The 13,115-nt window shown below is 34.1% G+C and carries 14 protein-coding genes; 6 read left to right on the plus strand and 8 right to left on the minus strand.

The window, feature by feature from the left end:
- Positions 1-24 precede the first annotated feature (24 nt).
- From ABWU55_RS05435 to ABWU55_RS05450, 4 genes are all read left to right on the plus strand, one after another.
- A complete protein-coding gene (locus tag ABWU55_RS05435) occupies positions 25-204 on the plus strand; it encodes a tail protein X (protein ID WP_265038503.1) in 180 nt (59 codons plus the stop codon).
- Positions 201-1,166: a phage late control D family protein gene (locus tag ABWU55_RS05440; protein WP_353286221.1), complete on the plus strand. Its 966-nt coding sequence runs from the start codon at positions 201-203 to the stop codon at positions 1,164-1,166. Before ABWU55_RS05435 ends, ABWU55_RS05440 begins: the two co-directional genes overlap by 4 nt.
- A gap of 151 nt (positions 1,167-1,317) precedes the next feature.
- Positions 1,318-1,746: an ankyrin repeat domain-containing protein gene (locus ABWU55_RS05445; RefSeq protein ID WP_353286222.1), complete on the plus strand. Its 429-nt coding sequence runs from the start codon at positions 1,318-1,320 to the stop codon at positions 1,744-1,746.
- A 141-nt stretch (positions 1,747-1,887) separates the two neighbouring features.
- Positions 1,888-2,100, plus strand: coding sequence for a hypothetical protein (locus ABWU55_RS05450; protein WP_353286223.1), 213 nt, complete (start codon positions 1,888-1,890; stop codon positions 2,098-2,100).
- Here the strand turns inward: ABWU55_RS05450 and ABWU55_RS05455 are convergent, their stop codons facing one another.
- A complete protein-coding gene (locus ABWU55_RS05455; protein WP_353286224.1) occupies positions 2,101-2,622 on the minus strand; it encodes a phospholipase D family protein in 522 nt (173 codons plus the stop codon). It lies immediately after the preceding gene.
- Between ABWU55_RS05455 and ABWU55_RS05460 the strand changes: the two genes are divergently transcribed.
- Positions 2,621-3,556, plus strand: a complete 936-nt coding sequence (locus ABWU55_RS05460; protein ID WP_353286225.1) for a patatin-like phospholipase family protein — start codon at positions 2,621-2,623, stop codon at positions 3,554-3,556. The two genes, ABWU55_RS05455 and ABWU55_RS05460, sit on opposite strands and share 2 nt — an antisense overlap.
- A gap of 39 nt (positions 3,557-3,595) precedes the next feature.
- Here ABWU55_RS05460 and ABWU55_RS05465 read toward each other — a convergent pair whose 3' ends face one another.
- The 7 genes from ABWU55_RS05465 to rnhA all read right to left on the minus strand — a co-directional run bounded on the left by ABWU55_RS05465 (position 3,596) and on the right by rnhA (position 11,209).
- Positions 3,596-4,522, minus strand: coding sequence for a helix-turn-helix transcriptional regulator (locus ABWU55_RS05465; RefSeq protein ID WP_353286226.1), 927 nt, complete (start codon positions 4,520-4,522; stop codon positions 3,596-3,598).
- Between the two features lie 89 nt (positions 4,523-4,611).
- Positions 4,612-5,526 carry a helix-turn-helix domain-containing protein gene (locus tag ABWU55_RS05470; RefSeq protein ID WP_353286227.1) on the minus strand — a complete coding sequence of 305 codons (915 nt, stop codon included), beginning with the start codon at positions 5,524-5,526 and terminating at the stop codon, positions 4,612-4,614.
- 86 nt (positions 5,527-5,612) lie between these two features.
- The gene (locus ABWU55_RS05475) at positions 5,613-6,800 is read right to left on the minus strand and encodes a hypothetical protein (RefSeq protein WP_353286228.1); all 1,188 of its coding nucleotides are present in this window, start codon (positions 6,798-6,800) and stop codon (positions 5,613-5,615) included.
- A 170-nt stretch (positions 6,801-6,970) separates the two neighbouring features.
- Positions 6,971-7,645 (minus strand): RadC family protein, encoded by a 675-nt coding sequence (locus ABWU55_RS05480; protein ID WP_353286229.1) that lies wholly within the window; start codon positions 7,643-7,645, stop codon positions 6,971-6,973.
- A 171-nt stretch (positions 7,646-7,816) separates the two neighbouring features.
- Complete coding sequence (locus tag ABWU55_RS05485) at positions 7,817-8,743, minus strand: helix-turn-helix domain-containing protein (protein ID WP_353286230.1); 927 nt, start codon at positions 8,741-8,743, stop codon at positions 7,817-7,819.
- Between the two features lie 67 nt (positions 8,744-8,810).
- Entirely contained in the window at positions 8,811-10,682 is a 1,872-nt protein-coding gene (mutL, locus tag ABWU55_RS05490) for a DNA mismatch repair endonuclease MutL (protein WP_353286231.1), read from the minus strand.
- The gene (rnhA, locus tag ABWU55_RS05495) at positions 10,673-11,209 is read right to left on the minus strand and encodes a ribonuclease HI (protein ID WP_410530055.1); all 537 of its coding nucleotides are present in this window, start codon (positions 11,207-11,209) and stop codon (positions 10,673-10,675) included. Before rnhA ends, mutL begins: the two co-directional genes overlap by 10 nt.
- A 426-nt stretch (positions 11,210-11,635) precedes the next feature.
- On the opposite strand from rnhA, the gene ABWU55_RS05500 reads away from it, so the two are divergent.
- Entirely contained in the window at positions 11,636-12,982 is a 1,347-nt protein-coding gene (locus ABWU55_RS05500) for an IS110 family transposase (RefSeq protein ID WP_353286232.1), read from the plus strand.
- Positions 12,983-13,115: the final 133 nt, after the last annotated feature.

The raw sequence follows: 13,115 nt of genomic DNA on the forward strand, positions 1-13,115 counted from the left end.
TATTATTACACGAAAGAAAACGAAATGTTAGATGAAATTTGCTGGAAACATTATGGATACAGTAGTGGAGCAGTGGAGGAAGTATTGCTTGAAAATCCAGGCCTTGCAGAACATGGAAGTTTTTTGCCCGCTGGATTAAGAATTAAGCTTCCTAAAATTCAAAAAATACTGAAAGAATCTGTTATAAATATTTTAGATGAATGACACCAGATTTTGATATAGTAGCAAAAAATAACCCAGTAACAGAGGTTTTAAAAAAGAGTTTAATATTACTACGTGTAACTGATGGATCCGGTACTACAAGTGACGAAGCTGAGATATGCATTAATTATAGCTCTAGCGCTTTAGAACTTAAGGGTAATTTACAGGTTTTTCTAGGATATAAAGAAACAGGTTTATTACCTATGGGGGTATATAAGGCAAATCAAATTACAATACAAAGTCCACCGCAAACTTTAAGAATAAAATGTGATGCTGCAAGTTTAAGAGGATCATTAAAGGAAAGAAAATCAAAGGAATGGAAAGACATTACCTTGGGAGATTTGATTAAAGAAATAGCACAAGAACATGGGTATGAAGGTAAAGTCGCTGAAAGATTTGAAAATATATTTATACCACATACCATTCAAGCAGAAGAAAGCGACATGAGTTTTTTGGAAGGATTAGGCAAAAAATATGATGCGTTAGTAAAACCAGCAGGAGGATATATAATTTTTATTCCAAAGGGAGAAGCAAGATCAGCGACTGGAAAGATGTTAGGTACAACAGTATTAACACCTAAAGATATTATAAATTGGGAGGTAAATTTTAATGTGCGTAACAAATATGGATCTGTTATTGCAAAATGGCACAGTTATGAAAAGGGAGAAACTATAGAAGAGAAAGTGGGAAATGAGGGCCCAAGTTATACCTTGCAAACGCTTTACTCTACCGCAGAATCAGCAATTAGTGCAGCAGCAGCCAAGTTAAAACAACTAAAACGTAGTACATCAAGTTTAAATGTAACTGTTCCTGGTAATCCAGAATTATTTGCAGAAGCTAAGATCAGCCTTTCAGGATTTTGTCAGGAAATTGAAGGTGAATGGGTAATCAGCAGGGCAGAACATATTCTGAATAATAGAGGATATCAAACTATAGTAGAGGCAAAAGTGAGCAAAGCTATTTAAATGAAACTTAAGCAAATGATTATTTAATTCTAAAAAAATGTTAGACATGAATAAAATAAGTAAGAACATAAAGAATAAGATAAATTTTCTATGGCTTATGATAACAATTATATGTGTTGTTGTTACATGTTGCTATACAAAGAGTAAAGCTGTGAGTAATTATAAAATAGTACTACAAATTGCTTCTGAAAATTGTAACTTAGAGGTTGTAAAACTTTTGGTAGAAAATCTATTAGATGTTAATGTGCAGGTTCCTAAATTAACAGCATTACATTATGCTTCAGAAGCAGGTTGTTTAGAAGTTGTGGATTTTCTAGTGCAAAAAGGAGCTGATATAGGCGCTTCTGGGGGGTATGAGGGATGGACACCGCTGCATTATGCTGCAGATCAAGGACGTTTGGAAATTGTTAAATTTTTATTAGACAAAGGAGCAGATCCTAGTGTTGTAGCTAAAGATGGAAGAACACCTAGAAGCATGGCTGTAATATCAGAAGAACGTAATAAAGATAAAAACAAGCAATACAGAGAAGTAATAAAACTACTTTCCAATGCAGAAGGCTCGCTCAAAGATAGCAAATAATATCAAAGATATATTGGAGTCATAAGGATCTGCAGAAGAGCAATACGAATTCAAATAGTGACTACCACAGCAAAATATAGAAACTGAACATATTTCTTCTTTTATCAGTAATTTGCAATTATTTTATAACCAGTAAAAAATATGCTAAAAAAAATCCCAATTACAGTAATTATTACCATATTAATCCAAACCGTAGCATTGATATGGTGGTTATCCAAGCTAGACTCAAGGGTACAATTTCACGATAAACTTATTGAATATGGTTTAATGGAAAAAGTGTTAGTGCTTGAGGAAAGGGTAAAAAATCTTTCTGAGGAATTAGATGAATTCAAAGCTAATTTGAAGTACAAGTAATTATTCTTCTACTTTTGGTGTGTAAACATCAGATTGAGATTGACGATCCTTCCAGTTTTTGATGTATTGCTCGACTAATGGAGGATCTCCTGTTATAATTAGTAGATTCTCAGCGTTTTTTTTCTGTGCGGCATCAGAAAAATTGAAAGACCCAGTTATGATTTTTTGGTTATCAATAATCATGACTTTATTGTGAGCGATTGCTGATTTGAAATCAATATAAATCTTAATACCTTGCTCGAATAACTCATTGATGACACTATATTTTGAATGAATTTGCGACTTATCAAGAATTATCTTAACTTCTACACCTCGTTTTTTGGCTTGAATCAAGGACTCAGCAATAGGCTTTGAGGTAAATTGGTATGCTTGAACCAACACAGACCCTTTAGCATGCTCTACGGAATCAATTATTAGATTGGTGCAATTTTCCCCAGGAGTGAAACATACAGTAGTACTTGGACAAGAAACACAACCTGATAAAAGTGAGCAAGTTAACAGAATTAATAAATATCTAATCATGAAAAAATACATCCTTTCAGTTGACGGCGGAGGCATAAGGGGCATAATACCATCCATCATTCTAGCAGAAATAGAAAAAAGAACAAGAAAGAGAGTAGCTGAAATCTTTCACTTAATGGCAGGAACCTCAACCGGTGGAATTGTTATAGCAGGATTATGTAAAAAAGATAAACAAGGAAACCCTCAATATTCAGCCAATGATTTAGTTGAATTTTACCAAAAATACGGGTCATATATTTTTAAATCTTCATTTTTGAGAAGATCAATATTTTCTTGGCTTAATTGCGCACAATACCCACATAAAAATATTGAATTTGTATTGGATAAATATTTTGGTGATGATACTTTACAAAGCACCTTAAGTAATGTACTGCTTACCAGTTATGATATTCATAACAATCGTCCTTTCTTTTTTAAGAATTGGAAAGAAGATAGAGATTTTGTCAAGTTAAAGGATGCACTCAGAGCTACAACTGCAGCGCCCACTTATTTCATACCAAAACATCTAAAAATCGATCAGATAGACAGAGTATTAGTGGATGGCGGGGTATTTGCAAATAATCCAGCGGCTTGTGCATATGCAAGTGGTAAGAGGTTATTTCCAAATGATGATATTCTACTGTTATCGATAGGTACTGGCAGAACAGATAGAAGCATAGAGTATGCCAATTCAAAGAGATTTGGAAAAATAGGCTGGATAAAACCACTAATACATGTGATGTTTTCTTCAAGTTTAGATGCAGTAAACTATCAACTTAATCAAGTTATAGCTGATAAATATATACGTATACAATCACAATTGAAAATAGCATCAGCTGACATGGATAATATTACATCAAAAAATATCAAATCTCTTCAGCAAGAAGCAAATGCAATGATAGAGGACAATCAAGAAGTGATAAACAAATTCTGTATAGAAGTATTAAATATATAACTATTTTTACTTATATCTTAATATATTGTTTAACACAATTCAATTTTCACACTCATCAGCAGTTAGGCCACTTGCTCGCACAATAATATCAATAGCAATACCTGCCTTAACTAGATCTTTTGTAATCTTGATTTTCTCTGCTTTTTTAACCTTTTCTTTACCAGTTTGCATTCCTTCAGATAAAGATCTGGCTACCGTATCCAGTAATTCTTGATCCTCAATTTTTTCGCATTTACCTACAAACCGCAAAACTGGCTCATTTTCATATTCTGTTAGTCCAAGAGCTTTAATGTTAACTGATAATGTCTTTGCTATCTTATATAATATTTCAATTGGAATGTCTGTATATCCTCGTTCATAGTCATGTATTTCTTTAGGTGTTGAACCGATTTTATTTGCCAAGTCCTCCTGAGTGTATTCCCGTATTAATCTCTCCTCTTTTATCCTTTTCCCCACTTTGTAGAGTATAGAATCAGTACAAATTTCTTTCTCTATATCATCATACTCATAAGTAGATAAGCGAGTCACTTGGGAAATAATATCAACTGAAACTCCTTCTTTCACTAGATTCTTTGCTACTTCTATTTTCGCTTCTTCTTGGCTAATTTTCTCGCTAATATATACAAACCTTACTAATGGATACAGCTTCTTGCGTAATTCCTGATCCTTAATTTCTCTATGTATTTTTGTTAGATAGACTATTTCTTTATCCTCATCTTCATACCAACCGTTTTCTCTTAGTACTGTTGGTCCTGGAAGTAGATCTACAGCATTAACTGACAATGCTCCTGCTATTATATACGATTCTTTGATTGTAATAGCCTTGCACCCTAGTTCAAAGTTATGTATTTCCTTATGTGTTAAACCAATTTTGCTTGCTAATTTTGCCTGAGTATACCCTTGTACTACCCTACAGCCTTCTATTTTTTTCCCTAGCTCGTAGCTCAACATGCTCTGAATTATCATAGATAAATCCTCTAAAAGCTGTTTTTCCTACAGAAGCAAACATATATTCTATCACAAAAAAATCCACTATTGGCTAAGTTTTTATGAAATCACAAAAATTTCTTAATCATATAATTTGATAAGCCTGTCGTTTGCAAGATAATATCAACAGAAATTCCTTCTTTCACTAAATTCCTTGCAACTTCAATCTTCTTTTCCTCTCTGACCTTTTCTCTACAAACATGTATACCTTCAAATAAAGACTTGATTAGCATATCGCGTAATTCCCGACTCTCAATCTTTTTGTATTCTTCTATCAAGTTTGATAGCTTTTCTTCCGCTTCACTATCCTCATCTGATTCGGGAAGTAGATCTATGATACTGATTGATAATACCTTTGCTATTTCATCTAACATTTCAAGTGAGACAGCAGCTCTCCCTTGTTCATACTCGTATATTCCTTGATTTGTTATGCCAACTTTATCCGCTAAATCTTTTTGTGTATATCCTCGTATCAATCTCCACTCTTTTATCCTTTGCCCTACTTTGTATGGAATAGAAATTTTTTTCTCATCATTATCATATTCATCAATAGATAAACTGGTCGTTCGAGAGATAACATGAGCAGAAACTCCTACTTTCATCAAACCCCTTGCTACTTCTATTTTTACCGCTTTTCTGCTTTTTTCCTCACTCAAACGAATAAATTTGGTTAATAAATAAAATACCTCGCTTAATTCTTTATCTTTATAACCCTTTACTAAATTTAATATTTCTTCATCTTCAAAATATCTTTTTTCATCTGGTAGTGTTTCTCTACAAACTAGACCTTTAACATTTACTGATAATGCTTCTGCTATAGCATATAACTTCTTAATTGGAATTTTACGGTTCCCTTTCTCATATTGCAGTATTACCCAGTACTTTACACCAATTTTCTCAGCTAAACCCTTCTGAGTATAACCTCGCTCTAACCTCCAATTTTTTACTTTTTGCCCTACCTCACAGTCTAGACTTTTTTCCATACAAAGAACCATACATATAATATTTTCTACTATAGCTCAAAGGCTCCAGATATAATGGTAGACTCTGGAACCTTAAAATAAATGAATTAAAGCCCCCTAAAAGTTTCTTTACTATTTTCACGTACTTTATCTACCCATGAAGACAATTTTTCACTTGGGCTATCAACCTCCTTCATAAGCTGCTTGCTATTCCATATGCCACACCTCATAAAACTTCCCTTTTCTACTGCTTCTTTAAGTTTTACTCCAGCAAAAAGACAATTTTTTCCTATTTCTTCTCCTATCTGTTGTAGTTCAGCCCACATTTCCTTGTTTTCTACTCTTACTTGTACTTGATCATATTTTTTTACATCATGGTACAATATAATATTTAGTTTACCAGCGCTTGTAGGAAATTCTAACATGACAGAGCTGCCATCTGACATATCGGTATAGTTTCTTACACCTCCTTTCTCACTTTTAACCTCAACTGCATCATTGCCAATTTTTAAAATATTACTTCCTAACTCTCTAAGTATTTTGGCTACCTCTACCTTGCTATCTTCAGAGAATTCCATAAAAAGCATTTTATTATCTATCTCGATATCTATTAATTCTCCTTCCTGAACAGCACTTTCGCCAGCTTTCTCTAGTTCTTCTAGTTGCTTATCTATCTGTGGCTGAACTTCTGGTTGTAGCTCATTATAGATTTCACCTATCAATTTATTCTCCAATAAAGTATCATGAAACTCTGCACCGCTTAGCATTAATTTACGTATTAGCTTTTTACGATCAGCCTTATCAAATTTATGAAAATGTGTACCCAATATCACATATTCCGCGAAGCTCCACTCTCCATCATTACATGCATTTAGCCTTCCTCCAGAAGCTAGTACTTTGTCTATAACTTTGTGCAATTCATTTACATTCTTTGCCTCTACCACTTCACTTTTAAACCAGCTCAAAGTTTCTGCACTCGGCTTTATTTTTTTCAAAGCTGAAGCAAATGGATTTTTATCTTCTTGATCACTTACAGGTTTTGTGCCATAAACATAGTCAAATCCTTTCCCATAGTTGATTTTGTTTTCGCGAACTTCTCTACCAGGGAAAGGTGCTATTTCTTCAGGCTTTTTAGCCTTATTAATTTTGCTTACAAAGGTGGATTGCTCCTTAGTACGACCAATTCCTACAATAGCATTTAACACCTCACCTTTTGATAATCTATCAAGATCAATGTTTAACTCGTAAGTACCTCCTTCTTGATCATCAAAAGGTACAATTATTTTATTACTCATATTAGCCTCCGCTATTAAATATATTTAACTAAGTCTATAACCGACTTTATTACTTTATTATTAATCCAATATATACTTTCTCATTAATTATAAGTAAGTATTAATGCATTTGCAAATACTTTCTTCATTCAAGTAGTTAAACAACTCATGAAAATCTTCTAACATCTGCTTTATAACAGTCCTTGCTCTTTAAAGCTAAAATACCCAACACTTGTGATGATAATGTGATCCATTAACCTAATCCCTATAGTCTGACAAGCTTTAGCCAAGTCTTTAGTTACAGCTTCATCCTCATCAGATGGCTTTAACCTTCCTTCTGGGTGGTTATGCGATATTATTATTGACGTCGCTTTTCTTATTAATGCCTTTCTTGTTACTTCTCTTATGTAAAAAGGTACCTTATCCACTGTACCAGTGAACACTTCTTCCCCCTTTAAACGGCACTTTTGATCAAAATATATTATTTTCATCTTTTCCTCCTCTGAATAACCAATACTCACCCTTAAATATTTTACGATGGTTTCCAAGTTATCCATTACAGGTCCTTTCTTTAACTCTTCTCTTGGTACTCTCTTTGCAGCTTCCTTTAGGCATAAAATTACTGCTACTGTAGAGTCAGTTATCCCTTCTATAGTTTTCAAGTCATCTATTTCCTGGCCTAAAACTCCTCCTATTCCAAAACTATCTATTAGCTTTCTAGCAATAATTCGAGCTTCTTCCCTGTCATGCACTGCACTTAGAAACGTTTCTATTACTTCACGATCAAGTAGAGCTTTACCGTTGCTTTCTAATGCTCTGAATTCTATTTCTTCTCTACGATCTTTACTGTTTTCCTTATTATTCATAAAAATTACCCTTCACTAATAACAAAATGTTTTTATATATTTACTGCTGTTTTTTTGTCAGCATTGGCATAAAGCCATAGCTTTTGAGTGAAGTCAAATCAATTTCTCAATCTTTTTTGCTTATTTTTTCATTAAAAAGTAAAGATATTAATAGATACTGATTTTTTTATTTTAAATTTGTTGAATTTCGTCTAAAGAGATGCCTACTGTTTTTAAAATAATATTGATAGAAATTCCTTCCTTAACTAAATTCTTTGCAATTTTCATCCTTTCTACTCTCTCCACTTTCTCTTTGCAAATTTGTATGCTTTCAAACAGAGATTTTATTAGTATACGACGTAGTTCTTGGCTTTTAATCTTTTTGTATTCTTCTATTAACCTTGATAGTTCCACTTCACTATTCTCATTTTCTGTTGTTTCTGGAAGTAGATCTATAACACTAATTGATAGTACCTTTGCTATTTCATCTAACATTTCAAGTGAAACACCAGCTCGTCCTTGTTCATATTCATATATTCTTTGATTTATTATGCCCACTTTACTTGCTAAATCTTCCTGAGTGTATCCTCTTCTCAACCTCCATTCTTTTATTCTTTGACCTACTTTATACGGAATGGAAATTTTTTTCTCATCATTATCATATTCATCAACAGATAAATTGGTTGTTCGAGAGATAACATGAGCAGAAACTCCTTCCTTAACTAAACCCTTTGCCACTTCCATTTTTACTGCCTTTCCACTTTTTTCCTCACTAATACGGATAAATTTAGTTAATAAATAAAACGTTTCACGTAATTCTTGATCCTTAATCTCTCTATGTCTTCTTACTAGATTTAATACCTCTTCTCCCTCATTTGATACTTCTTGTACGCAAGCTAGATCTCTAGCAGTTGTTGATAATGCTTCTGCTAATTCATATAACTTCTTAATTGAAATTCTGCGTGTTCCTTTTTCATATTGCAGTATTACCTGATATGTTGTTCCTATTTTTTTTGCTAAATCTTTTTGAGTATACCCCTTCGCTATCCTACAACTTCTTACTTTCTGTCCTACTACTTTATAATATAAAAAATTAGAGTAATTATTCTCTTTTTTCACATTTTATACTCATAATCAGAAGAGCCGTTACGTATACCTAATTGGGAACCTTTTTGACAAACTGAACTCATCTCCTTTCAAACAATTTTTCTATATCACTTAGTTTCATTTCTATATACGTTGGTCTTCCGTGATTGCATTGCCCAGCATAAGGTGTTTCCTCCATTTGTCTCATCAACTCATTCATCTCCTCCAACTTCATTGCCCTTCCAGCTCTAATTGACCCATGGCACGCAATGGTAGCTAGTATCTTGTTCACTTTTTCTTCTATAGGTAGCGTATCTCCTATCTCCATTAATCTATCAACTATATTCATCACCATCTCTTTCACATTTATTGTTCCTAAAATTGCAGGTATTTCTTTCACCCTTACTTTATCTTCTGATTCTATTTCAATACCAAAACCCATTTCGAAAAGCTTATCTTTATACATTTCAACCATCTCCATTCCTGCTTGGTTTTTAATCTCGACTATTTCAGGAAGAAGAAGCTTTTGCCTTTTTATGCTTGATTTTTGTTTTAAGCACTCATAGATCAACCTCTCATGAGCTGCGTGCTGGTCTACTATAATTAATTTGCCTTTAGCCTCAGCAATAACGTAAGTATTGTAGACCTGACAGCGTGCATATCCCAGAGGATAATCCTCTATTAAATCAATTTGCTTCCTTTCTAAAACCATCGTTCCCTTTTGGGGTGGAGATTCTCCATATTTAAACGTTTCTGGTAAGCTTTGCCTTCTTTCATCTGGTGCATTGAATTCTTTCATTAGACGATTTTCTAAAAGACTTGGCCTCCTTTCGTAAAATTCTTTTTGACCCTTTACTTCTCTGCTTTTTCCATTATTAACACGCTCATTATTCCTTTGACTTTCACTAACATCAAAAGGCGAACCACCCAGTTCTTCTCCAATACCTTGACACCTAGATCCATCAATATCACTCACTGAAGAGGTACCTATTCTCATTGACAACGCTTTTATTAGCCCTCTTCTCACTATTTCATATACTAGCCTCTTGTTCTGAAACCTTACCTCTGATTTATTTGGATGCACATTTACATCTACTTGATCGTATGGTATCTCTAAGTGCAGCACTGCAAAAGGATACCTCCCACTTGGAATAAAGTCCTGATACGCATATCGAATTGCACCAATAAGTAGATTATCTTTTATTGGCCTTCCATTAACAAACGTATAGATCTGAGTTGAATTACCACGACTAATAGTTGGTTTACAGATGTGTCCCGTAAGTTTGATGCCGTCTTCTTCCTCTTTAACTTCCAGCGAATTGCTCTGAAATTCTTCTTCTATTTCACATAATCTGTTAAATAATGAAGTTTGTTTAACATATTTTAAGAGCTTTTTATTACCGGAAGTGAGAGTAAGCCCAATACTATAGTTAATCATTGCTAAGTTATTTACAATGTCAACAATACTTTGTGTTTCTGCCCTTTCGGTTTTTAGAAACTTTAGTCTATTTGGTGTAGCAAAAAATAAGTCACGAACTTCAATATATGTACCTTGCAACAAAGAACAAGGGGTAATCTCTCTTATTTTTTCTCCTCCCTCATACCTTATAGACCATGATTCCTTTGCTCCACTTGCCTTAGACGATAATTTCATTCTACTTACTGCTGCAATTGAAGGCAAAGCTTCTCCTCTAAAGCCAAGATGTTTGATTTCTATTAACTCACTATCGCTTAATTTTGAAGTAGCGTGGCGCATAAACGCAAGTTCCAAATCTTCCTTTTCTATTCCATTTCCATCGTCTGTTACAGTTATAAGATTACGCCCACCACTTTCTATTTTGATCTCTATCTCTGAACTTCCAGCATCTATTGCATTTTCTACTAATTCCTTTACTACACTTGCTGGCCTCTCTATTACCTCTCCCGCTGCTATACGATTTATAGTTTTTGTGTCTAAAAGAATTATTGCCATAATACTCCACCCAATCTATGAAACTTAGAGTTCCCTCTATTTTTTGGTGATTTCTTGATCTCACAATCTCTATATTTTAGCTTTTTAGATTCCTTTCTAGCAAGTCTATCTGCCTCTTCATTATAGGTATTACCACTGTGAGCCTTAACCCACTTCCAGTTAATATCATGCTGCAAGACAATTTCATCCAATTCCTTCCATAACTCAACGTTTTTTACTGATTTTTTATTGGCTGTCTTCCAACCATTTGTTCTCCACTTATTGATCCACTCTGTTATACCTTGTTTAATATACTGACTATCAGTGTGTAAAACAACTTTGCAAGAAACTTTCAACATCTTTAGCCCGTTAATCACAGCCTTTAACTCCATCTTGTTGTTCGTTGTGTTTTCTTCACCTCCAGAGATACGTTTTTTGATAAAGACACTTTTATTTTCATACATCATCACAGCTGCCCATCCACCAGGACCTGGATTTCCAGAACATGCTCCATCTGTATATATTATAACCTTCTTTTTTTCGCCCATACTTACAGAATATAGATTCAACGTAAATTTGCCACCGAAATGTTGACATTAAGTTTCAAGATCTTTATCATGTAAAGGTGTGGGAGGCTAATGAACCTGTCCTCACGATGTTAGGTAAATCGTAATTGAGCTTTTGGGCTCGTGTTTTTATTAGGAGCGTCGAACAAGAAAAAAATCTTGTTAAACCGGAAAGAAACTATTTCTTCACTTCCATAGCAATTTTTATATATAATTTATCAAGAAGTACTTCTGCAGTTATAACCGACTGATCAATGGTGCTTAAGTGCCCGTTTAGGAGCGTGGTTTTGGAGGAACGGTTAAACCACTGATGGAGTCTATTATGACTACCTCGATTAGAAGATTGTATAATCTAACCGTCCCAAGCTTAAGTGCTTCTTCATTATAAGTTATAGTAGGATAATTACCATGATAAAGGCAAAAAGTAAACTAGAAATAGTGAATCCTGATACAGCAGGAATTGATATCGGCTCAGCTGTACATTATGTATGTGTACCTGAAGGAAGAGATGAACAACGTGTCAAAAAATTTGGATGCTTTACAGTTGATCTTCATAACTTAGCAGGGTGGTTAAAGAAATGTAAAGTTAGAACAGTAGCTATGGAATCAACAGGAGTATATTGGATTCCTTTGTTTCAAATACTTGAGTCATATGGATTTGAGGTAAAATTGGTAAATGCACGATATATTAAGAACGTGCCTGGTAGAAAATCCGACGTTCAAGACTGTCAATGGTTACAACAATTACACAGCTATGGATTACTCCATGGGTCGTTTAGACCTGATGATCAAATGTGTGTGTTGCGTAATTACGTTAGGCAACGTAGCAACCTGATTGAAAGTGCATCCACACATATTCTACGTATGCAAAAAGCGTTAATTCAAATGAACGTTCAATTACACAAAGTCATAAGTGATATTACTGGAGTGACCGGTATGCAAATTATCAAAGCAATAATTGAAGGTGAAAGGAATCCTGAAAAATTATCAGAATTGAGAGATGTACGGATAAGAAATGATAGATCTACCATGGCAAAAGCGCTAAAAGGCGACTACAGAAAGGAACTCTTATTTGTGTTAAAGCAAGAATTTGAATTGTATAATATTTATCAGGAAAAAATAGCAGAATGCGACAAAAGCATCGAACAATATTACAAAACATTTGAAACAAAATCTGACGAGAATAAGCGATGCAGCAAAATAAAGAATAGGTTTTCAAAAAACAGACCAGACTTTCCTTTACACGAAGAACTGTATAGAGTAACCGGTATTGATTTTACTAAAGTTCCTGGGCTTGATGTGCTAACTATACAAACAATTATCTCAGAAGTTGGTTTGAACCACGATAAATGGCCATCAGAGAAGCACTTTACTTCTTGGTTGGGGCTAAGTCCTGCTAATAAAGTTACAGGGGAAAAAGTATTTGGGACGAGAACTCGCAAAGTTATTGCTCGTGCTGCAAATGGTTTTAGGATGGCTGCCCAGTGTGTGTCAAGAAGCAACAGTGGGATTGGTGCATATTGCAGAAGGTTAAAAAAACGACTAGGAGCACCGAAAGCGATTACCGCTACGGCTAGGAAATTGGCGTGCATTTTTTATAGTATGCTAAAGTATGGACAGGAATATGTAGAGAAGGGCATTGATTACTATGAAAAGTTATATAAGGAAAAAATAGTGAAGACTCTAAGCAAGAAAGCTAGTGAATTTGGTTATGTCTTGATTAAAAAAGAGCTACTAGCAGAAAGAGTTTCTTAGAAGGTTAGTCTCTTATACCCAAAATAATTGTTTTTAAAGCTCTTTATAGCTCATGAATTCATTTGCTGGGGTTTATAGAGGGAGTTGTAAAAGATGATAAAATATAACATTAAGGTGCGTAGTAGCATTCTAG

The organism is Wolbachia endosymbiont (group A) of Crataerina pallida (assembly GCF_964028475.1).
GTDB classification, from domain to species: Bacteria; Pseudomonadota; Alphaproteobacteria; order Rickettsiales; family Anaplasmataceae; genus Wolbachia; species Wolbachia pipientis.